The organism is Bacillus sp. bc15 (assembly GCF_900142585.1).
GTDB classification, from domain to species: Bacteria; Bacillota; Bacilli; order Bacillales; family Bacillaceae_G; genus Bacillus_A; species Bacillus_A cereus.
Genome location: NZ_FRBJ01000002.1, coordinates 223,351 through 246,192, shown reverse-complemented (window position 1 = coordinate 246,192; position 22,842 = coordinate 223,351). Strand labels below are relative to the sequence as shown.

The window sequence follows — 22,842 nt, the reverse complement described above, 5'->3', positions numbered from 1 at the left end:
ATGAAGAAGTTTTTAGTTTCTTATTCTTGGTTAATTTTGTTATTCTTGTATTTTCCAATGATGGTTTTAATGGTCTATTCTTTCAACGACTCTCGCATTAATGCGGAGTGGGAAGGTTTTACATTACATTGGTATACAGATTTATTTCAAAAACAAGATGTTATTGATGCATTTGTAAATAGTATTACGATTGCAGTTATAACAACGATTGTGACAACGGTACTTGGTGTATTCTTTGCGATTGCTTTACATCGTTATAAATATCGTTTCGAAGGGGCTATTAATGGCCTTGTATATTTACCAATTTTAATTCCTGATATTTTAATGGGATTATCTTTACTAATTCTTTTCAGTCAGCTAGGAATGGAACTTGGACAAACAACGATTATTATTGCACATATTACATTTAGTATTTCGTTTGTTGTTGTTATTTTAGCTGCGCGTCTTTCAAGTATGGGACGTGACTTAGAAGAAGCTGCAAATGATTTAGGAGCAACGCCTTGGCAAACGTTTCGTTTTGTAACGTTCCCAGCAATTGCACCGGGAGTTATTTCAGCAGCATTATTAACATTCACATTATCAATTGATGATTTTGTAATTAGTTTCTTCGTATCAGGACCAGGATCAACAACATTGCCATTATACATTTACAGTATGGTTAAGCGCGGAGTATCACCAGAAATTAATGCTCTTTCTACAATTTTAATTGTTGCTATCGTAGGATTAATGGTTCTATCTGAAATCTTCCGTAACAAAGGTGCAGATGGTGAAGAAAACTCTGGAGGACACCTTCCTTTATAATACGAACGATATAGAAAGTACGAGGGGGTAATAAACCGATGAAATTAATGAAAAGAATAGCTGGCGCAGCAATTAGCTTTAGCCTTGTTGCTGGTGTGCTTGCTGGTTGTGGTGAAAAGAAAGAAGAATTAAATATTTATAGCTGGGCTGACAATTTTGATGAGCAAGTGCTAAGAGATTTTGAAAAGAAGTATAATGTGAAAATTAACTATGATAAGTACGCAAGTAACGAAGAAATGCTTGCGAAATTACAAGCTGGTGGCGCAAAGTATGATTTAATTCAACCATCTGATTACATGGTTAAAACAATGGCAAAAATGGATTTATTAGCGCCGTTAGATAAAAAGAATATCCCAAATATCGAAAACATGGTTTCTAATTTCAAAACACCTGCGTTTGATCCAGAGAATAAATATTCTTTAGTGTACACTTGGGGTGTAACAGGGATTGCATACAATAAAAAGTATGTGAAAGAAGCACCTACAAGCTGGGCTGACTTATGGAATGAGAAATATAAAGGACATGTAACGTTATTAAACGATTCTCGTGAAGTATTAGGAGTGGGTCTTAAGAAGCACGGGTTCTCAAACAGTACGAAAGAAGATGCAGAGTTAAAGACAGCAGCAGATGATTTAAAGAAGCTGCTTCCAAACTTATTAGCATTTGATACAGATAACATTAAACAAAAATTCATTACAGAAGATGCTTGGATCGGAACAGTTTGGTCTGGAGATGCAGCATTTATCGCAAAAGATAATAAAGATGTAGAATACGTTGTACCAAAAGAAGGCGGCACAATTTGGGCTGATACGTTAGCAATTCCAAAAGGTGCAAAACATAAAGAGCTTGCTGAGAAGTTTATGAACTACTTACTTGATGAAAAAGTAAGTGTGAAAAACTACGAGTCAATTGGTTACAGTAATCCAAATGAAAAAGCTCATCCTCTTCATAGTAAAGAATACCGTGATAATCACATGATTTTCTTAACGAAAGAAGAGTTAGATCGTACAGAATGGCTTGTTGATGTAGACGATAAGTTAAAAGACTATGATCGTTACTGGACAGAGCTAAAAACAAAAGGTAAATAAGTAAGAAAATGCGGTTTCTAAAGTAGAAATCGCATTTTTTCATAGTAGGAGGAAATCGTTTGAAGAAGAAGTTACATCAGTATGAGGTAATATGTATCGGTTTATTATTTGCTGTATTTAGTATTGTTGCTTGGCGCGTACATGCAGGTGGCGTTACAGTAATGGATACATATGTCCGCGGATTAGTAAAAGGGCTACAAACGGAAAGTTCCCTTACATTTTTCTCGTACTTTACAAAATTGGGGTCAGCAATTGGGATAGCTGCTACGCTCGTTATAAGTTTGCTTGTTTTTTGGAAGCAGCGTTATTATGCTGCGATGATTGTGTATCCAATGGGAATTTTAATAACACATCTTGTGAATAAAGGGATAAAAGAGATTGTAAAGAGAGAACGTCCATCATTAAATGAAGCGTTAGATGCACTTGGATATAGTTTTCCTAGTGGACATGCAATGCTATCGATTATGACATTTGGATTTCTTGCTTATATCATTGCTGCTAATTTGAAAAGCATAGCTGGGAAATGTGTCATAACGATTTTGATGGGTATAGTAATCCTATCGATTGGATTAAGTAGAGTCATTTTAAATGTACATTACCCAACTGATATTTTAGCTGGTTACTGCGTAGGTGGTATTTTGTTAGTTATCGCTATTTACTATCATCGTTTACTTACTGAGAGATTGGGGCTTAATAAAGAGAGATAGAAAAAACGCCTGGAAAAACTATCATTATAGTGTTCCTAGGCGTTTTTTGTTTGTATAAAGATATGATACAGTATAAGTGACAATTGAATTATTTAAAGTAGGTGAAAATGTGTGAAGACAAATGTTCATAAAGTTGATAAGTGGGGGAAGTTAGGAGCTTTTTTGTATCAATTTCGTTATACAGTAATTGTAGCGTTACTGTTGCTTGCAATCGCACTTGGGATTTTTGCTCCAAAGCTACCGGGAGTATTAGGTGGTGACGGTTTCCAAACGGAAGGAGACTATCAAAAAACAAAAGAAATTTTAGATAAAGATTTTAAGAAGTCTCAAGATACGCTTCTGCTCGTTTTTGAGAAAAATAAAGATGCTTCGCATGAGGAATTTAAAAAGCGAATAGATGAAATTGTAAAGAATGTTCAAGAGAAAGAGAACTATGAATCTTTCCATCACCCAATCCAAAATAAAGAAATGCTACAAGATGACATCGGTTATGCGACAATTTTATTTTCCGGGAAAACAAATAAAGAAAGAATGGAAAAGACATTACAATTTGCTAATGAGATTGAGAAAGAAAGTAATGTAGCATTAAAAGTAACACCTACAGGATTTCCGAAAATTAATCAAGAAATTAATGAAAGAACGCAAAATGATTTAAAAGTAGCAGAAATGATTGGATTACCAATTGCGTTTCTTGTATTACTATTTTCGTTTGGTAGCCTTTTGGCATCAATTTTACCGATTTTGAATGGAGCGCTTAGTGTTATTAGCACGATGGGTATATTGTATTTCATCGGTGTGGATAAAGAACTATCTATTTTCGTGTTAAACGTTGCACCGATGATTGGACTTGCACTATCTATTGATTTTGCGCTATTATTTGTGAACCGTTTTCGAGAGGAAGTTGCTAAACGAACGGTAAAAGAAGCGATAGCAATTACATATCAGACGGCAGGACGTGCAATTGTATTTTCAGGATTATGCGTATTTGTTGGGTTATCCGGTTTGTTTTTCTTTAAGATAGATTATATTCAATCTGTCGCAATTAGCGGAATGATTGTTGTGATTATGAGCATTTTATTCTCACTCACACTTCTTCCAGCGTTATTATCGTTAATCGGTAAAAAAATATTAAAAAAGAATCAAGTAGCACATACGCCGGCAAATGCATGGCGTAAATTTGCACAATTTGTGATGAAACATCCAATTGCAATGATTGTTGTTGTTACAACATTTATTGTTATTTGCTTATTACCGTTACGTACAGCTAATTTGCAGTTCCCTAGTGTTGAAGCTTTACCTGAAAAGAGTGATACAAGGATTGCATATGAAAAGTATGAAGAAGCATTTAATAAAACTGTCAAAACACACGCTGATGTTACGTTAGTTGTAGAGACGAAAAAAGATATGAAAGAAAAAGAAAGTCTACAAAAGATAGAAGAAGTCATTCAAAAGTTAAAAGATGATAAAAAAGTACATGAAGTAAGAAGTTTATACGACGGGTTAACTGGAATGAAAGCAGATCAAGTTGCTGGAATATTGCAGTCGCCAGAAGCAGCAAAACTAACTCCTGTATTTGAAGCATACACAAAAGGGAATAAGACGACGATAGAAGTTTTTTTGAAAACAAAACCACGTACAGAGACTGCAAAACAGTGGGTGCGTGACTTTAAAAAGAACTATAAAGAAACGAATGTTACGTATTATCTAGGCGGAATGACGACGTTTCAACAAGAATTAGAAGATGAAATTAAAGATAAAGTTGTAATTGGTATGTCTGTTATATTTGGATCGACCTTTGTTATATTATTATTTGCATTCCGATCTATACTCATTCCAATTAAGGCAATTATTATGAATATACTTAGTTTGAGTGCAACCATTGGAATTGTTGTTTGGTTATTTGAAGGTGGTCATTTCGGTTTAGAAGCGAGTCCGGTTCTGTTTGTCTTACCAATCTTCATTTTTGGCCTCGTATTTGGGCTTAGTATGGATTATGAAGTATTTCTTATTTCACGTATTCACGAGCTCTATGAAGAAACAGGAGATAACGATCAAGCAACGTTAGAAGGGCTCGTTTCAACAAGTAGAATCATTACATCAGCTGCATTAATTATGATTGTTGTAACGGGTGCATTCGCATTTACTGATATTTTACCAGTAAAGCAGATGGGGCTTGGCGTGGCATTAGCAATATTTCTTGATGCAACAATTATTCGTCTTATGCTCGTTCCAAGCTTAATGAAGTTATTTGGAGACTGGAATTGGTGGTTACCATTTCGAAAAAAACGAGAAAAATCATCGTAAAAAAATGCTCATCATATTGATGAGCATTTTTTTATGAATAGCAAGACCTACATTTTGCAAATAGTATGTGATAAGAACATTACATACAAGTAGGTGAAGGCAATGTTTCGTTATTTTAAGTTTAAGTTAAATGATACAGTACAGTTTGCAGAAAACGATGGGCATATGTATCGCATTGTCGGTTATCGGTTAGAAAAGGGATTTTATCCAAAAGATGAATGGACTCATATCATTTATGAACTACTTAGAGAATTTGACGGGTATACGATGGATGCAGAGGAGGAAGAACTTGTAAAGGTCGTTCAAGTAGAGGATGAGTATTACAAAATACAAGAAGTATCAGGTTATCGTTATCCAGTAAAAATGAAACAAAAACAACAAGTGATGAAAATAGAAAGGATGGACGATTTATTAGATGCTTACAATGACTATAAAAGGTTGGCGGATTTCTTTAAAGATTTATCGTATGAACAAAAAGCTGAAGAAGTATTGTTAGAAATGAAAAGACTTAGAGCTTGAGGGGCAGTCTATTATAAGACTGTCCTCTATTTTTGACGGTGCACCAAAGTGTGTTTTCCGTTACAATGAGAGAATCAATAGAAATAAGGTGATAAACAGTATGGAAACAAAGAAAAAGGGCGAATGGTGTGAAATTACCGTTCCAGCTAAATGGAATGGTATAAGTATTGAATCGGTATTAAAAGTAGAATGGGAAATACCGAAAAAGCTATTACATCAGCTTCGTATGGAAAAAGGTGTTACGGTTAACGGAGAACAAAGAAGATGGAATGAGCTTTTAAAAGAGAACGATAAGTTACAAGTTCATATGTTTGCGGAGGAAGAGTACGGTGTGGATCCAGAATATGGTGAATTGCATGTAGTATACGAAGATGATCACGTACTCATCGTAAATAAACCAGAGAAAATGGACACACATCCTGCTGAAAAAGGTGGAACCGGGACGCTTGCAAATCTTGTTGCTTTTCATTTTCAAATGCAAGGTTTAGAGGCGAAGGTGCGTCATATTCATCGTTTAGATAAAGATACGACAGGTGGTGTCGTATTTGCTAAGCATAGAATTGCTGGTGCAATTATGGATCGTTTATTAATGGAACGAAAAATTAAAAGGACGTACGCAGCGCTCGTTGAAGGGAAAGTAAAGAAGAAACAAGGAACGATTGATGCTGCTATTGGAAGGGATCGCCATCATGCTACAAGGCGTCGTATTTCTCCAAAAGGTGACCAAGCTATCACATATTATAAAGTAGAAAAGTATTTTAAGAAGCAAAACACGACTTTCGTAACGTTACAATTAGAAACGGGTAGAACGCATCAAATTCGTGTTCATATGAGCCATAATGGTAATCCACTAGTTGGGGATGTATTATATGGTGGACAAACAAAATATATGTCTAGTCAAGCATTGCATGCGATGAAGATAAATTTCTTGCATCCAATTACGAAAGAAGCGATTGAAGTTGATGTGCCGTTTCCTACAAAGTTAGATAATAAAATAAGAGAATTTCAAAAAGAAAATGCGTAAAGTATAAGTTTTAATTTGAAAAAAGTAGATTTTTGCAGGGATTTCTCTAAAAGGAGCGAAGCCGTTAAGAGAAAAGAGAGGTGAGAATCACTTGATCAAATATAAGTATGTACTTGGAATATTTTTCGCTTGTCTTTTAGTTACTCTATGTCTCTATCCCTATTTACCAACTCGTATGGCAGTACATTGGAATGTAAATGGTGAGCCAAACGAGTTTATGAGTAAACAAGTTGTTGTAGCATTTATTCCTTGTTTTATTATTTTTTCATATGGATTTTTGTATATTATTTCACATAATATATTTAAGTTTAATGAAAGAGAGCATGGTATTATAGACGGATTTATAAAGAAAATTACGTTATTTATGTTGTTTATTCATATGCTTATCCTCTTTATTAATTTTGAGGATTTGATATCCTTTCAAACAGGATTAACGATTGGGATTAGTATGTTTCTTTTTATGCTAAGTAAAGAATTTAAGAAAATAAAAGGCAAAGAAAAAGACCCAATTAAATTACAAAAAATTCGTTTAGTAAGTAGACGGATTTTTCAAGTGATGGCATGTGGCATATTGTTTTCATTGTTTTTGAACTTAGAGTGGGGATTTTATGTATTGCTTAGTGTAATAAGCTGTGGATCTATGCTATTTATGTTATATATTTTCTATTCATACATAATAGAAAGTTATGAAACTTAAAAAAGAGTCTTCTCATTATGAGAAGACTCTTTTAATCTATTTACTTTGTAATAAATTGTTGTGTCCAGTAGTTGCCGCTTTCTACATAACCAACACCGATGTGAGTGAAGCCGTTATTTAAGATGTTTGCACGGTGTCCAGCGCTGTTCATCCAAGCTTGTACCACTTCTTCAGGTGTACGTTGGCCTTGAGCGATGTTTTCACCTGCAGATGTATAAGAAATACCAAATTTCTTCATCATGTCAAACGGAGACCCGTATGTAGGGCTGTTATGATCAAAGTAGTTGTTTTTTTGCATGTCTTCAGACTTAATACGTGCTACTTTGCTTAATTCAGTATCGATTTTTAGTGCTGGTAAACCTTGTTTTGCACGCTCAGCGTTTGTTAATTCAACAACACGTTGTTCGAACTCGCTTAAAGATTTTGCTTCTTCAGCAGGCTTTTGCTCAGCAGGTTTTTGTTCAGCAGGTTTTTGCGTATTGTTGTTTTCAGCAGGCTTTTGAGCTTCTGTTTTTTGAACTTCTTCAGCAGGCTTTTGCTCGGCAGGTTTTTGCTCAGCAGGCTTTTGAGTTTCTGGCTTAGCTGTTGGTTGCTCAGTTACAACATTTTCAGTAGGTTGTTGACCAGGAATGAAGCAGTTTGGTTGGAAGTTTCCTTGTTGCCATTGTGCTAATGATTCAACTCCCATAGATTGTAAGAATGCTTGTAGTTCTTGTTGGCTCATTTGCTTCATCATCACTTTTGAATGCTGAATATTTTGAACCTTTATGTTAGATGGTTGTACTGTTGCAGCTTGTGCATCTAGAGAAGATACTCCTAAAGTAAGAGCTGTTGCAGCAGCTACAGATAATAAAACACGCTTTTTCATGATGTGTGTCCCCCTATATAAAGTTTTAATTTGTTTTCACACGATTTGTTTTTGACAGCCTGTCTGACTGACAAATTCATCGTAGCATACAATTTGCGAGAAAAAAGATGGAAAAAAATTCATAGACTTTAAAATTACCTAATTTATCCTAAGAGAAGAAGGGAGCAAAAATAAGAGAAATATAGAGTATAAAAGGAATTTATAGTGTTTTTATACTTGGTTTTAAGAGGGGGTTTTTGGATAAATTTACCTAAATAGAAAATAAAGAATCCTATTGTATCAATGGTTTGAGCGATTTTTTGAGGAATATAATGGATTGATTTTTACAAAACTGTAATGTTTCTGTTGTTCTTTTTTATAATAAAGTAACATATTTTTAATGTTGTAGCAGACAAAAAAGCGGCTATCTCTTTACATAGACGAAGGAGATAGCCGTTTTCCTAATATTACGTATGTTACGAGTTATTACGAGTTAGTTTCAATTGCTTCTAATAATAAATCCACAATGTGAATTCCTCTCATTTTATGAGAAAGCTCTTCTCGCTCAATACCCAATTTCATTTGTAATAAACAACCTGGATTTGCAGTAACAATGGTTGCTGCGTCTGTTTCATGCACACGGTCCATTTTGTAATCTAGAAATTCCATTGATAACTCTGAATGAACAATATTGTAAATACCAGCAGAGCCACAGCAGCGGTCCGCATCTTTCATTTCTCGATATGTTGCACCTTGGATAGCCTCTAGTAACATACGAGGTTCAGAAGATGTGCGCATAACATTGCGTAAATGACAAGAGTCTTGATACGTAATAACCTGCGGCGTGAGTCGTAAGTCAGTTCGCTTATGGAAGTCTAGTTCTACTAGTATAGCAGTAACATCTTTAATCTTAGAAACAAACTGCTTAGCACGTTCAGCCCAATTCGGATCATCTTTTAAAAGATAATCATAGTCTACGAGGTAAGCTCCGCAACCCCCTGCATTCGTAATAATATAGTCGATGTTTAAATCTTCGAATGCTTTTATATTTCGCTTTGCTAATTCTTTTGCTCCACTCTTTTCACCAGCATGTCCATGCAATGCACCGCAGCAACTTTGTGTTTTCGGAATAACAATATCACAACCAGCTAATTGAAGAAGTTTCAGCGTTGCGTTATTTGTTTCTAAAAACATCGTATCCATTAAGCAGCCTGTGAAGAATGCAACTTGTTTTTTCTTTGTACTTTCTGCAGGTAAAAATGAAGGACGATCTTTCATTGCTTTCATTTTAGGGACTTTTGGTAAAACGAGATCCATCGTTGTAAGTGTTTCAGGGAATAACTTCATAATACCTGTTTTATGTGTTAGCGTTTGTAAACCAGAACGTTGATAAAATCCGATTAGTCCGGTTAATGTTCGCATTCGATTTTGATGGGGGAATAATCCTTCAAAAACGACTTTTCGAACAGCTTTCACTGGCATTGAGAATTTTTTATTTTGATTAATAATATCTCGAGCCTCTTCTAATAAATGTCCATAATTTACACCAGATGGACAAACAGGCTCACAAGCACGGCAACCAAGACAAACGTTTAATGTATTTTCAACATCTTCATCTGGTTCGATTAAACCATCAACGACTGCTTTCATTAATGCGATACGTCCGCGCGGTGAATGTGACTCTTTATATCCGGATTGAATGTAGGTAGGACAAGTAGGTAAACAAAAACCGCATCGCATACAGTTAAGTAGCTCATCTTCACTTAATCGTTCTTTAAATTCTTTTTGAATATTTTCTTTATTTAATGTGGTCATCGCTCAACCACCACCCTTTTTCGAGTGTCTTTCGCGAACATTTTTCCAGGGTTCATAATGTTGTTTGGATCGAAAGCTTGCTTTATTCCTTGCATAGCTGCAATACCTTCTTTACCTAATTTCATTTCTAAATATGGAGCTTTCATTGCACCAACACCATGTTCACCAGTAATTGTGCCACCAAGTTCAATTGCTTTCGCAAATATTTCAGCAAAAGCTTGTTCAGCTCGGTGCATTTCTTCTGCATTACGAGCATCTGTCATACAAGTTGGATGTAAGTTACCATCACCAGCGTGTCCAAACGTACAAATAGGAATATTATATTTTTTTGCAATGGCATTAATAGCTTCAACCATTGGAGCGATTTGTGAACGTGGTACAGTCGCATCTTCTAATATTGTAGTAGGTTTTAATCGTGCGAGCGCTGATAGAGCACTACGGCGAGCAGTACGAAGCGCATCTGCTTCTGTTTCATCTTTTGCAATGCGAACATCAACTGCATTCATAGAGCGGCAAACGTTAGCCATGTTTTCAATATCTCGATTGACTACTTCGGGTGGGCCGTCTTGTTCGATTAATAAAATTGCTTTTACGTCAGTTGGTAAACCGATTTGTGCAAACTCTTCTACAACTTCAATTGTCGGTTGGTCTAAAAACTCAAGTGTTGCTGGAATAATTTTATTTGCAATAATAGAAGAAACAGCACGTGCAGCTTCATTAATATCTTCATATAATGCAAGCATTGTTTTCTTTGTTTCAGGCATAGGAACAAGTTTTAATATAGCTTCTGTTACCACGCCAAGTGTTCCTTCAGAACCGATAAATAAACGAGTTAAATCGTAACCAGCTACATCTTTGGCTAATTTACCACCAGTGCGAATAATATCGCCATTTGGTAAGACAAGTTCAAGCCCCATTACATAATCACGTGTTACGCCATATTTCAAACCGCGTAATCCACCTGAGTTTTCATTAATATTGCCGCCGATTGTAGAAATTTTCATCGAGCTTGGATCTGGTGGATAAAATAAACCTTTTTCTTCTACCGCTTTAATAATATCAAGTGTAATGACTCCAGCTTGTACAGTAATTGTTAAGTTTTCTTCATCAATTTCTAAAATATTGTTCATATGGCGGAAAATAAGGACGATACCGCCTTCAAGTGGACATGTACCTGCGCAAAGGTTTGTTCCAGACCCGCGCACATATACAGGGATTTTGTGAGTGTTACATACTTTTAACACTTCAGCTACTTCATTTGTATTACGAGGAGCAATGACTGCATCAGGCATTGCTTGGAAGTTTGGAGTGGCATCATAACTATAAGTTAAACGCCCCATATTGGATGTATCTACATTATCTTCGCCAACAATAGATACGAATGAATGAATAATTTGTTTTTCTAACATTGGAAATCCCCCTCAAACTGTTAACGTGTTTAGTTATAATAAACAACGTGGTAACAGTGCTTTCATTATAATGATAAAAAAGTCGAGGGATTCTTTCTATGTATAATCATCTAAAGATTAATCTGTTTTATCGTTCTTTTTTGTATGATCATCTAATAGGAGGAGTGCGAAGTATAAAACGTTTAAGTCTTTGAATTGTTTTGGATCAAGTCCTGTATGTTCTTCAATCTTTTTTAGCCTGTAATGTAATGTGTTAATGTGTATATGTAATTGTTTAGCCGTCTGTTTATAAGATTGGTTATAATCGATAAATAAGCGCAAAGTATGCATAAGCTCAGGAAATGATAATAAGTTTTCGATGGTACGCTCTAGAAATTGTTCACGCGTTTCGGCAGAAATATCTTGTAAACACATTTCTAAACGTAAATCTTCATTAAATACAATTTTTTTCGTTTCCAATGATACAGAAAGAGCGCGTAATGCTTGTTCGTAACATATGTTCATATTGTTTGAGGTAACTGTTTGTCCAATCCCGATATATAAAGGAATAGAAAATAAAGTTTCGCAGTCTTGTTTTAACCGTTTTAAAAATTGATAAGTTTGCTCTTTGGAGCTCGTTGCTGTAAATAAAATAAAACGATCATTTCCCCAACGAACAAATAGATGCTCTTTTGTTAAAATATTACGTATGTGTTGCCATATTTTACGCTGGAGCATCGTGTCATTTTTGCCAATAGAAAACAAAATAAGTTGTTTTTTCTTATATAAATCAATGCCAAGTGTTTTGGCGCGATCAAGAAAACTCGGGGACCACTCTGTATTTTGAAGCCAATCAAAGACGAAAGCTTCATAAGAACGGTGCTCAAGTTCTAGTTGCTCTAAAAAGTAGTTTTCATGAATTAATAATTCGGTCATCTTACGCAATATTTCGCCGTAGCGTGAAATATTTTCAGGTTCTCCTGTAATTCCAATGACACCAATTACTTCATCATGAAATAATAAAGGAAGATTCATCCCAGCCTTTACACCTTGCAATCGCCTTTCATCTTCTTTTGTAATGATGACGGTTTTCTTTTGTTTGGCGCAGCGGAGTGCACCTTCATGAAATTGACCAATTCTTTCTGTATCTGTACTTGCGATAATAACGCCTTCTATATTAATGATAATAATATTTTCTGTAATTAGTCTGCGTACTTCTCGTACAATTTTATTCGCTAAATCAGGAAATAGCATAATTGACACACCTCAAATTCTATTTGTTGTACATTATATATGTAAATTGAGTAAGAAAGGAAAATTTCACACTTTCCACACATTTATTTGTTATTTTACAATTATAACGAAATCATCCGAAGATGGAGGGAATCTTTTGAGAAAGTATGTTTTTCTTCTCTGTTTTTTATTTCTATTAGTAGGGTGTCAAGGAAGTTCGTATACACCAATTGCTAAAGATAAAAATGTTATTATAACAACGAATATAAAAGAAGGCAGTATTAGTTTTATTGATAAAAAAGATAAAAAGTTAATCACGACATGGGAACTAAATGAGCCAATGGCCGGAATCACACTGCTTCCAAATGGTGAGGAAATACTTGTATACGGTAAGCAATTAGAATATATGTATGTATATTCACTAGCGGAAGGAAGGCAAGTGGGAAAATATAAAACTGGAAAGGGCATTGTAAATGTGGTCGTATCAGAAGATAAAAAACAATTATTTGCTGCCGATCAAAATGTTCAAAAGGTAAGGTTCTTTACGATAAATGGGAAAGAGACAGGAAATGTTTCAACAGGCAAAGGACCTATAACGATGGTAGAGTATCATAATCGGTTATCTGTATTAAACTTTTATGATACGAAACTAACGACAATTGATACGAAGAAAAAAGAGGTTGTTCAATCCTTTATGATTCCACCAGCATCAACAGGAGCAACGATTAGTCCTGATGGGAAAGAAATATGGATTGGCGGACATGGTGATGGAAATCAAGTAAATGAGAAAGTGTTAGTATATTCTTTGCAGGATGGAGAAATGGTACGTTCTTTACATGCTCCATTTATGCCTGTGAATATAACGAAGGATAGTAAGTACGTATATGCATTAAGTCATGGGTCGAATACACTTAGAAAGTTTGATATTAGCACATATAAAGAAATAGCTTCTGTAGAAGTAGGATCAAATCCATTTGCATTTTTGGAGAGCGGAGCAGAAGGATATGTAGCAAGTTATGATAGTGATGAAGTGTGCGTTATGGATATGAAGAATTTGAAAATAAAACAAACAATTAAAGTCGGAAAAGGACCGTTTCAACTCATAGAGAGGGAAGGGAAGGACAATGAATAAATATAGAGTACTAGTTGTAGATGATGAAAGTGATATGAGGCAGCTTGTTGGAATGTATTTGGATAACTTTGGATATGAGTGGGGAGAAGCTGAGAATGGAAAAGAGGCTCTTAAAAAACTAGAAACGGATCATTATGATTTCGTTGTATTAGATATAATGATGCCAGAAATGGATGGACTTTCAGTTTGTAAAGAAATTAGAAAAACGTCAGATGTGCCGATTATATTTTTAACCGCAAAAGGTGAAGAGTGGAATAGGGTGAACGGCTTACGTATGGGAGCAGATGATTATATTGTAAAACCGTTTAGTCCGGGTGAATTAGTTGCCCGTATGGAAGCTGTGCTAAGAAGATATACAAAACAAGAACAGCAAGAAGAGATTCAATTTGGACCAATTCTTATCAATGAAAAAAGTAGAAGAATCGAGGCGGATGGTGAGTCGATTTCTCTTACTGTAAAAGAGTTTGATTTACTATATTTTCTTTGCCAGCATACAGGACAAGTATTTAGCCGGGAGCAATTACTTGAAAAGGTATGGGGATATGATTATGCCGGAAGTACAAGAACAGTAGATACGCACGTGAAAACGATGCGCTTGAAGCTTGGAGAAAGTGGAAACTACATTCAAACTGTTTGGGGTGTAGGCTATAAATTCGAGGTGTAACGTATGTTTACAATGGTACAAAAACTTTGGCTTACAGTAGTATGTGCAGTATGTGTAACAGTGTCCTTTCTTTATTTCGTATCTTTATACTCGTATGAAAAACTATACGTTGATAATTTAAAAGGTTCATTAGTAATGGAAGGAAAAAATCTTGCTGCCCAATATGATAAGCACGAAGGAATATCAACTTTTGAAGAGAAAGTAAGATCGTTTGATCAAATATCTAGTTCAGACGTTATTTTCGTGTCTAATCCGCGTGATTTAAGTGCATGTTTGCCTTTTGATGTGCATCATCATTCCCTTATAAGTGAAAGAGATAGGCAAACGCTATTAGATGGGAAAACTGTGACAAAAATAGGATATGAAGAACATTTTGACCGTAATATTATGGGGGTTGTCATCCCTGTATTGGAAAATAAAAAATTAGTCGGAATTGTCTATTCGTATATTCCTTTAAAAAGTATAAAAGATTTAATCTATGATATGGGTCTTATTTTAGCACCGTTAGCAATTGCTATGATTTTAATTACTATATGGGTTGGAAGAAAAATTATAATTGCAATTACGAAGCCACTTTCGCAAATGGAACGGGTTGCAAATCATTTGGCTACGGGAGATTTCTCGGAGCGGATTACAGTTTCTTCAGAGGATGAAATTGGACGGTTAGGAAAAGCATTTAATAAAATGGCCAATTCATTAGAAACAGAAGATGTAAAGCGTAAGGAATTTTTAGCAAATGTTTCGCATGAACTTAGAACACCACTTAGTTATATAAAAGGGTATAGCGAGGCTATTTTAGATGGCGTTGCCAAGGGACCGCAGCAGGAAAAAGTAACGCAGCTAATTCATAAAGAAGCAGGTCGTATGCAGCGTCTCGTTCATGACTTGTTAGACTTAGCACAATTAGAAGGTGAGCACTTTCCGTTAAAGAAGCAACCTATCGTTTTTTCACAGCTGATTGAAGACGTATTAGATACGTATGAGATTAAGTTTATAGAAAAGGAACTTCATATTTCAACCAATTTAAATCCAGAGATCATTGTCATGATTGATGAGGATCGTATGCAACAAGTGCTTCATAATGTGTTAGATAATGCGATACGGTATACAAATCAAAACGGAAATATCGTTATAAATTTAGAGCAAATCGATGATTACTGTGAATTGAAAATAAAAGATACAGGAATTGGCATTGATATAGAGCATTTGGAGAATCTTGGGGAACGCTTTTACCGAGTTGATAAAGCGAGAAGTCGTCAACACGGTGGAACAGGTTTAGGCCTTGCTATTGTGAAACAAATTGTTCATATACATGGTGGACATTGGAAAATTGAAAGTGAAAAAGATAAGGGAACAACGGTTATTATTAAACTGAATGTACAGGATGAGGGGGGCATGTTCTAATTTTTAGGACATGTTCTTTATATTGAAGAAAATATTTATCCCGCTATTTGCCGGACAGTAAGACCCTCACCTCAAAATTCAACGGAAGCAAAGAAGTTAGGTGGAGGCCCTGCTGTCCGTAAAAGCCCGATTGGTGAGTGCTAATAATCAGTGGGGGATGAACAAAACCCCTACTGATTAAAGTTTCACTTTATACGTAAAAATATAAATTAATATGTAATAAATATCGAAAATTTGACTATTTTATGAACAAAACATTTGTACTTCTTATCAATTCGGTCTAAAATAGTTATGATGCAAAGTTCTTATAAATCGTTTCAATTGTTGTTTGGAAGATACTGAGGTGATTTAACTGGAGTACAAATCTATTAAACCGAAAAAAATTTACGAAGAAGTATCTGAAGCTATTTTAACAATGATTAAAAATGGTACGTTAAAACCTGGTGACAAACTACTCCCTGTGCATCAATTAGCTGAGCAGTTTCAAGTTGGTAGATCTGCTGTTCGTGAAGCGCTAAGTGCGCTAAGAGCGATGGGCTTAATTGAGATGAAACAAGGAGAAGGTACATATGTGAAGAACTTCGATTCTTCTTCATTAACGAAATCATTAAACAATAGATTATTAATGAAGAAAGAAGATATTTTGAATTTATTAGAAGTACGAAAGGTGCTTGAAGTGGGGGCAGTTCGAGTAGCGGCGGCAAAACGTACGGAAGATAATTTACAAAATATGAAACATTGGTTAGATGAAATGGCAAAGAGCATTGGAGATGAAAAGGCTGGCGAAAAAGCCGATTTTCAATTCCATATGGGAATTGCAGAGTCTTCGCATAATAACATTTTGCTTGAACTCATGAATCATGTTTCAGAGATGATTGCTGAAACGATTGGTGAATCAAGACGCATTATTTTATATGGTGAACAAACGACATCAGAACGACTTATAGAAGAGCATCAAGTTATATATGATGCGGTGTTAAAACAAGATGTAGAATTAGCGCAGCAAGCAATGCTAGATCATTTAACAAATGTAGAACATATTGTCACAGGTAAAAACGATATAAATTCGTAATTTAATCTTTTAAAAATTTAATTTTCTGATAAAATAGAGAAAGATTAAGTAAGCGTTTTCTTTAGAAGAGGGAGAGGATAGGCCATGGTTGAGCCTATTTCTTCTCTACTCAGTCATCTGATGACCGTATGTTTGTTGGCGAAGTTGTAAAAAGGGGGAGTAATAGTTATGAAAGTTACTTTATTTGTTACTTGTTTAGTCGATATGTTCGAAACAAATGTCGGCAAAGCAACAGTTGAAGTGTTGGAGCGTTTAGGTTGTGAAATTGAATTTCCAGAAGCACAAGTTTGTTGTGGCCAGCCTGCTTATAATAGTGGCCATGTAGAAGCAGCAAAAGAAGCGATGAAACATATGATTGAAACTTTCGAAGATGCAGAATATATCGTTACGCCATCTGGTTCGTGTGCGACAATGTTTCATGAGTATCCGCATGTTTTCAAAGATGATCCAAAGTGGGCTAAACGTGCACAAAAAATTGCTGATAAAACCTATGAATTTACACAGTTTATTGTAGATGTTTTAAAAGTTACAGATGTTGGTGCAAGTTTACCAGGGATAGCTACTATTCATAAATCATGTCATATGACACGTATGCTCGGAATAAAAGAAGCACCAGGAATTTTATTATCAAATGTAAAAGGATTAACTGTGAGAGATTTACCAAACGTGCAAAATTGTTGCGGGTTTGGGGGAACGTTTTCAGTTAAGATGACTCCAATTTCTGAGCAAATGGTAGACGAAAAAGTAGATAGTGTAATGGAAACAGGTGCAGATTATTTAATCGGTGCAGATTGTGGGTGTTTGTTAAACATTGGCGGACGTATTGAGCGTTTAGGAAAAGAAGTAAAAGTAATGCATATTGCTGAGGTACTGAATAGTCGCTCATGAAGGGGGAACATAAGCTATGTCTATGAAAATCAGTGAGAAAAAATTTAATGATCGCGTTGGTGATGGAATTCAAGATTCGTTTATGCGCGGAGCAGTTTCTTCTGCACAAACGCGTTTATATACGAATCGCTTAAAAGCCGCAGATGAATTAGGAAACTGGGAAGAGTGGCGAGAACTAGGTGAACAAATCCGTCAACATACGTTAGAAAATCTTGATTATTATTTAATGCAGTTAAGTGAAAATGTATCAAAAAGAGGCGGACACGTGTACTTTGCGAAGACGAAAGAGGAAGCAGCAAAGTATATTCAAGACGTTGCCAAAAAGAAACAAGCGAAAAAAGTAGTAAAATCAAAGTCGATGGTAACAGAAGAAATCAGTATGAATCATGCGCTTGAAGAGATTGGCTGTGAAGTGTTAGAGAGTGACTTAGGAGAGTATATCTTGCAAGTAGATAACGATCCACCTTCACATATTATTGCACCTGCACTTCATAAAAATAGAACGCAAATTCGCGATGTATTTAAAGAAAAGCTAGGCTATGAAAATTCTGATGACCCGTATGAAATGACAAAGTTTGTTCGTAAACAACTTCGTGAGAAATTTATGGATGCAGAAATTGGTGTAACTGGTTGTAATTTTGCTGTTGCAAATACTGGCTCTCTTTGTCTAGTAACGAATGAAGGTAATGCAGATCTTGTTATGTCAATTCCGAAAACACAAATTGCGGTAATGGGTATGGAACGTATGGTTCCGACAATGGAAGAATTAGATGTTTTAGTTGGTTTACTATGTCGTAGTGCAGTAGGTCAAAAATTAACAAGTTATGTAACGGTAGCAGGACCAATTCAAGAAGAGGAAGTTGATGGACCTGAAGAATTCCATTTAGTTGTTGTTGATAATGGTCGCTCTCAAATTCTGGGATCTGAATTCCGTTCAGTATTACAATGTATTCGTTGCGCTGCTTGTGTTAATGTATGTCCTGTATATCGTCACGTTGGTGGACATTCATATGGATCGATTTACTCAGGACCAATCGGTGCGGTATTAACACCGCTTCTAGGTGGATATGATGATTACAAAGAGCTTCCTTATGCATCTAGTTTATGCGGAGCATGTACAGAAGCTTGTCCAGTAAAAATTCCATTGCATGATTTATTATTAAAACATCGTCAAGTTATTGTTGAGCAAGAAGGTCGTGCACCACTTGCAGAAAAACTAGCGATGAAAATGTTTAGTATGGGTGCTTCTTCAGCTGCTTTATATAAAATGGGGTCAAAAATGGCACCAGCGGCAATGAGTCCATTTACATCTGGTAATCGTGTATCAAAAGGTGTTGGACCACTTAAAAACTGGACGGATATTCGGGAATTCCCAGCTCCAAGTAAAGAGCGATTCCGTGATTGGTATAAAGATCATAAGAAAGGCGGGGATAAATAATGACAGGATTAATTCAAAACCGTGATGCCTTTCTAGATAACATTGCAAAAGAACTTGGGCGCGCGCGTAAAACAGAAGATGTAGAGCGACCAGTATGGAAAAGTAATGTGAATATAGAAACGTTAAAAGATTGTTCACAAGAAGAATTACTAGAAGTGTTTAAAAAGCAATGTACAAACATTCATACAACTGTAGTAGAAACGACAAATGACCGATTAGGTGAAGACCTTCAAAAAGTAATCATGGAAAACGGCGGTGGACCTATTTTATTATCAGCAGATGATCGTTTTGATGCATATGGTTTAACATCTTTATTTAAAGAAGAACTTCCAAAGCGAGACGTTGAAGTAAACGTATGGGATCCAGAGAGAAAAGACGAAAATATGTGTTTAGCTGAAAAAGCGAATATTGGTATTGCATTTAGTGATTATACATTAGCTGAATCTGGTACAATTGTTGTACAAAGTCATAAAGGGCAAGGACGTTCTTTACACTTTTTACCGACTGTATATTTTGCTATTATTCCACGTGAAACACTTGTGCCTCGTATTACACAAGCAGTTCAGGATATGAACTTACGCGTAGAAAATGGGGAGACAGCGGCATCTTGTATTAACTTTATTACAGGGCCAAGTAACTCGGCTGACATTGAGATGAATCTTGTTGTCGGAGTACATGGACCATTAAAAGCAGTATATTTCATCGTATAAAAGAGGGGAAAGCAGGCCAGAAAATGGCCTGCTTTTTAGTAGAATAAAGGATAATATGAAGTAGAAGTTCTCTCCTTTTTTTGCTATGTTTTTTGGGAAAGGAGAGGAAGGGATGTTCACTTATTTATATGCACTGTTAGCAGGGATGGTGTTTGGTTCTTTTTTTATGCTAGTTGCGATGAGGGTTCCATTAGGTGCGTCTATTATTACCCCGCGTTCACATTGTTATTATTGCAAATATGTGCTAAGGCCAAAAGAACTAATCCCCATCATTTCATTTTATATACAAAGAGGCTGTTGTACGAATTGTAAGAGGAAAATTCCAATTATGTATGTAGCATTTGAATGTATAACAGGAAGTATATTTCTTCTTACCGTGTATATGATTGGAATAGAACGAGAGCTTATTATCATTTTATCCCTTTTTTCGCTACTTCTTATTATTTCAGTTACAGATTACTTATATATGTTAATTCCTGATTGTATTTTAATTTCGTTTGCCGTTTTACTCATTCTTGAAAGTGTTTTTGTACAATTAGTTACTTGGACAGATAGTATAGTTGGTAGTGGTGTTATATTCATTTTGTTATATTGCATGCAAAAGATATATCCAGAAGGGCTTGGCGGAGGTGATATAAAACTACTTTCGTTACTTGGGTTTATAGTAGGAGTGAAAGGCGTTTTTATCATTTTATTTTTAGCATCTTGTTTCAGTCTTTGTTTCTTTGGGGGGGGTATCGTATTAAAACGTATAGAAGTACGAAAACCAATTCCATTTGGTCCTTTTATTAGTCTTGGGGCAATATGTTATGTATTGGCCGCATATTCAAATTAGAGAGGGAATAGAAAATGAACGTATATATGGATGATCAAAGAAGTTGCCCGTTCGGGTATGTGCCCGCAACTACAGTAGAATGTGCTTTGCAAATGGTTCGGGATTATGATGTGAATATTCTTTCCCTTGATTTTAATATGGGGTGGGGAGCAAAAAATGGACTGGATTTTGTAGAAGCTTTTTGTACAGAGGGGTTATATGTAAATGAAATTCACCTTCATACGAATGATGTCATCGGTATGCACAAGATGAAACAGAGAATGGATAAGGGAAAGGAAGAAGGAGAAATTAATCCTCACCTTGTTGTTAAATACGTGGGAAGCTAAAAACTCCAAAGTAAAACTTTGGAGTTTTTAATGTTTCATATGTGCTTGTAAAGGAATAATCTCTTCTTGTTGAGCTGCTGCGATTTCAGTTTCTTCCTGTTGAACTTCAGGTGTTTTTTTTGTTAAGTAGTGGTATACCATACCGACAAATACTGATCCGCCAATAATGTTACCGATTGTAACAGGAATTAAGTTATGAATAGCACCTGAAAAAGAAATTGTCTCAGGATGTGGTGAAACTAAAGATAAAGCAAAGAGTGACAAGTTTGCAATACTATGTTCGTAACCAGATAAGAAGAATGTGAAAACAAGTAGCATCATGACCATGATTTTTGCCGTGTCGCCTTTAACCTGAGATGGTAAGAAGCAAGCAAGACATACGAGCCAGTTACATAAAATGGCTTTAAAGAATAACTGCATTGTAGGTGTGTTCATCTTTCCTTCAACGACTTTATTCATTAGGTGACCGTGATCAATTGCTTCAAAAATTCCAGTTGCGTAAAATAGTAAGGCAAAGAATAACGCGCCGGCTAAGTTACCTGCATAACAAGCAACCCAGTTACGAAGTGTATCAGAAATCGTTGTTTCTTTTCTTAAAGTTGCTACAGTAAAGTACATTGTGTTTCCAGTAAACAATTCAGCACCGCCATATATAATAAGTACGAGAGCAATCCCGAAAAACATAGAAGCAGCTAAATAAGTTGCTGGTGAATCTGCAATGTGAAAAAAGTTACCTAATTTAAAACATAGTACAATAATAAAACCGATATAAATACCCGCAAGTGCAGCACGAATGAAATATTGCATTGGGTTTGTATCTAGCATTTTCTTTTTGCTTTTAGCCAGTTTGACAACATAATCTAGTCCTTGTTCTAGCATGAGTAATACGCTCCTTTAGTAAATCTTCTATAAATACTCCTTATATGAATAAAGTACATGGAATTGTTCTCACTTTCAATAAGTTTGTGCAATGTTTCACAAAAAGGACATACATACGTTAAGAAAACGTTTACAAAGGGTAGTATAATGGAATTTTTTCTGGACATTGAGAGGAAGAAAGGAAAAAGAAAAAGCGCTGTAATTACAGCGCTTTTTCGTCTAAATTCTTTTCTACTTTTACTTCTACTTCTTTTGAGAAGAACCAACCACCAACTGCGATTCCGACTAATACAATCCAGAATGTAAGCTTCCACGGAGTGGATTCTGGGAATGAATGTGGAATTACATTTAATGCAGGGTGTGCTAATGTATAAACTGCTAGCTTCACACCAACCCAACCTACAATTAAGAATGCTGCAGTTTCAAGTCCTGGTTTACGTTTTAAGATTTGTACGAATGCAGTTGCTGCAAATCGCATAATGATTAATCCGATAAGTCCACCTACAAAGATAACAACGAATTGCCCAGTATCTAGACTACCAATTGTACCTAATCCTGTTTTTGGTAAAGTCATTGCTAGTGCAACCGCAGCTAAAATTGAATCAACTGCGAAGGCGATATCAGCAACTTCAACTTTAAATACAGTCCACCAGAAGTTCTCTTGTTTTTTCTTTGCTTCTTTTTCTTCTGTTTCTTCATCTGTATTCTTTTTAACATATGTTTTAAATAAGTGATTACCAGCGATAAACATAAGGTAGATGGCACCGATTGCTTGCACTTGCCATACATCGACTAAGAACGAAATCATAAATAACGATCCAAATCGGAAAACAAATGCCCCCGCTAATCCGTAAAATAGTGCTTTCTTTCGTTTTTCTTCTGGTAAATGTTTTACCATAATTGCAAGAACAAGAGCGTTATCAGCCGCTAAAATCCCTTCAAGTGCAATTAGGATGAGTAATACCCAACCATACTCCAATAATAATGATACATCCATGTACATTCTCCTCTCATCTCTATAAGTTCTAAATAAGTGAAGAATTTCCCCACTATTTAGTTTCCCCATACTCC

At 35.6% G+C, this 22,842-nt stretch carries 22 protein-coding genes; 16 read left to right on the top strand and 6 right to left on the bottom strand.

The window, feature by feature from the left end:
• The 7 genes from potC to BUA87_RS11070 all read left to right on the top strand — a co-directional run bounded on the left by potC (position 1) and on the right by BUA87_RS11070 (position 7,140).
• Positions 1-801 (top strand): spermidine/putrescine ABC transporter permease PotC, encoded by an 801-nt coding sequence (gene potC, locus BUA87_RS11100; protein ID WP_061660518.1) that lies wholly within the window; start codon positions 1-3, stop codon positions 799-801.
• Positions 802-839: 38 nt separating this feature from the next.
• Positions 840-1,889 carry a spermidine/putrescine ABC transporter substrate-binding protein PotD gene (gene potD, locus BUA87_RS11095; protein ID WP_000772490.1) on the top strand — a complete coding sequence of 350 codons (1,050 nt, stop codon included), beginning with the start codon at positions 840-842 and terminating at the stop codon, positions 1,887-1,889.
• 59 nt (positions 1,890-1,948) lie between these two features.
• Positions 1,949-2,596 carry a phosphatase PAP2 family protein gene (locus BUA87_RS11090; RefSeq protein WP_016513124.1) on the top strand — a complete coding sequence of 216 codons (648 nt, stop codon included), beginning with the start codon at positions 1,949-1,951 and terminating at the stop codon, positions 2,594-2,596.
• A gap of 111 nt (positions 2,597-2,707) precedes the next feature.
• Positions 2,708-4,900: an MMPL family transporter gene (locus BUA87_RS11085; RefSeq protein ID WP_000856403.1), complete on the top strand. Its 2,193-nt coding sequence runs from the start codon at positions 2,708-2,710 to the stop codon at positions 4,898-4,900.
• Between the two features lie 102 nt (positions 4,901-5,002).
• Positions 5,003-5,419: a hypothetical protein gene (locus BUA87_RS11080; protein WP_000490302.1), complete on the top strand. Its 417-nt coding sequence runs from the start codon at positions 5,003-5,005 to the stop codon at positions 5,417-5,419.
• A gap of 100 nt (positions 5,420-5,519) precedes the next feature.
• Entirely contained in the window at positions 5,520-6,443 is a 924-nt protein-coding gene (locus BUA87_RS11075; protein ID WP_000448347.1) for an RluA family pseudouridine synthase, read from the top strand.
• Between the two features lie 91 nt (positions 6,444-6,534).
• Positions 6,535-7,140: a DUF1648 domain-containing protein gene (locus BUA87_RS11070; protein WP_000599010.1), complete on the top strand. Its 606-nt coding sequence runs from the start codon at positions 6,535-6,537 to the stop codon at positions 7,138-7,140.
• Positions 7,141-7,180: 40 nt separating this feature from the next.
• Here the strand turns inward: BUA87_RS11070 and BUA87_RS11065 are convergent, their stop codons facing one another.
• From BUA87_RS11065 to BUA87_RS11050, 4 genes are all read right to left on the bottom strand, one after another.
• Positions 7,181-8,008 (bottom strand): CAP domain-containing protein, encoded by an 828-nt coding sequence (locus tag BUA87_RS11065; RefSeq protein ID WP_072939664.1) that lies wholly within the window; start codon positions 8,006-8,008, stop codon positions 7,181-7,183.
• Positions 8,009-8,473: 465 nt separating this feature from the next.
• Positions 8,474-9,802 carry a (Fe-S)-binding protein gene (locus tag BUA87_RS11060; RefSeq protein WP_016513121.1) on the bottom strand — a complete coding sequence of 443 codons (1,329 nt, stop codon included), beginning with the start codon at positions 9,800-9,802 and terminating at the stop codon, positions 8,474-8,476.
• Complete coding sequence (glcD, locus tag BUA87_RS11055) at positions 9,799-11,211, bottom strand: glycolate oxidase subunit GlcD (protein ID WP_000890756.1); 1,413 nt, start codon at positions 11,209-11,211, stop codon at positions 9,799-9,801. The genes BUA87_RS11060 and glcD overlap by 4 nt, the downstream gene beginning before the upstream one ends.
• A gap of 117 nt (positions 11,212-11,328) precedes the next feature.
• Positions 11,329-12,444 carry a CdaR family transcriptional regulator gene (locus BUA87_RS11050; RefSeq protein ID WP_000898640.1) on the bottom strand — a complete coding sequence of 372 codons (1,116 nt, stop codon included), beginning with the start codon at positions 12,442-12,444 and terminating at the stop codon, positions 11,329-11,331.
• 136 nt (positions 12,445-12,580) lie between these two features.
• On the opposite strand from BUA87_RS11050, the gene BUA87_RS11045 reads away from it, so the two are divergent.
• The 9 genes from BUA87_RS11045 to BUA87_RS11005 all read left to right on the top strand — a co-directional run bounded on the left by BUA87_RS11045 (position 12,581) and on the right by BUA87_RS11005 (position 20,892).
• Positions 12,581-13,555 carry a YncE family protein gene (locus tag BUA87_RS11045; RefSeq protein ID WP_001234155.1) on the top strand — a complete coding sequence of 325 codons (975 nt, stop codon included), beginning with the start codon at positions 12,581-12,583 and terminating at the stop codon, positions 13,553-13,555.
• Positions 13,548-14,219, top strand: a complete 672-nt coding sequence (locus BUA87_RS11040) for a response regulator transcription factor (RefSeq protein ID WP_001046397.1) — start codon at positions 13,548-13,550, stop codon at positions 14,217-14,219. The genes BUA87_RS11045 and BUA87_RS11040 overlap by 8 nt, the downstream gene beginning before the upstream one ends.
• Positions 14,220-14,222: 3 nt before the next feature.
• Positions 14,223-15,623, top strand: a complete 1,401-nt coding sequence (locus tag BUA87_RS11035; RefSeq protein ID WP_072939661.1) for a sensor histidine kinase — start codon at positions 14,223-14,225, stop codon at positions 15,621-15,623.
• Positions 15,624-16,005: 382 nt separating this feature from the next.
• Positions 16,006-16,695 carry a FadR/GntR family transcriptional regulator gene (locus tag BUA87_RS11030; RefSeq protein WP_254904515.1) on the top strand — a complete coding sequence of 230 codons (690 nt, stop codon included), beginning with the start codon at positions 16,006-16,008 and terminating at the stop codon, positions 16,693-16,695.
• Between the two features lie 168 nt (positions 16,696-16,863).
• Positions 16,864-17,583, top strand: a complete 720-nt coding sequence (locus BUA87_RS11025) for a (Fe-S)-binding protein (protein ID WP_072939658.1) — start codon at positions 16,864-16,866, stop codon at positions 17,581-17,583.
• 16 nt (positions 17,584-17,599) lie between these two features.
• Positions 17,600-19,021 (top strand): LutB/LldF family L-lactate oxidation iron-sulfur protein, encoded by a 1,422-nt coding sequence (locus BUA87_RS11020; protein ID WP_000061930.1) that lies wholly within the window; start codon positions 17,600-17,602, stop codon positions 19,019-19,021.
• Positions 19,021-19,731 (top strand): LutC/YkgG family protein, encoded by a 711-nt coding sequence (locus tag BUA87_RS11015; protein WP_000147180.1) that lies wholly within the window; start codon positions 19,021-19,023, stop codon positions 19,729-19,731. The genes BUA87_RS11020 and BUA87_RS11015 overlap by 1 nt, the downstream gene beginning before the upstream one ends.
• Positions 19,732-19,843: 112 nt before the next feature.
• Positions 19,844-20,566: a prepilin peptidase gene (locus BUA87_RS11010; protein WP_072939655.1), complete on the top strand. Its 723-nt coding sequence runs from the start codon at positions 19,844-19,846 to the stop codon at positions 20,564-20,566.
• Positions 20,567-20,580: 14 nt separating this feature from the next.
• Positions 20,581-20,892 carry a cyclic-phosphate processing receiver domain-containing protein gene (locus tag BUA87_RS11005; protein WP_001103762.1) on the top strand — a complete coding sequence of 104 codons (312 nt, stop codon included), beginning with the start codon at positions 20,581-20,583 and terminating at the stop codon, positions 20,890-20,892.
• Between the two features lie 27 nt (positions 20,893-20,919).
• Here BUA87_RS11005 and BUA87_RS11000 read toward each other — a convergent pair whose 3' ends face one another.
• Together BUA87_RS11000 and BUA87_RS10995 are read right to left on the bottom strand one after the other, a co-directional pair.
• Positions 20,920-21,771: a formate/nitrite transporter family protein gene (locus BUA87_RS11000; RefSeq protein ID WP_000893034.1), complete on the bottom strand. Its 852-nt coding sequence runs from the start codon at positions 21,769-21,771 to the stop codon at positions 20,920-20,922.
• A gap of 202 nt (positions 21,772-21,973) precedes the next feature.
• Positions 21,974-22,768, bottom strand: coding sequence for a TerC family protein (locus tag BUA87_RS10995; protein ID WP_000383326.1), 795 nt, complete (start codon positions 22,766-22,768; stop codon positions 21,974-21,976).
• Between the last annotated feature and the right edge of the window lie 74 nt (positions 22,769-22,842).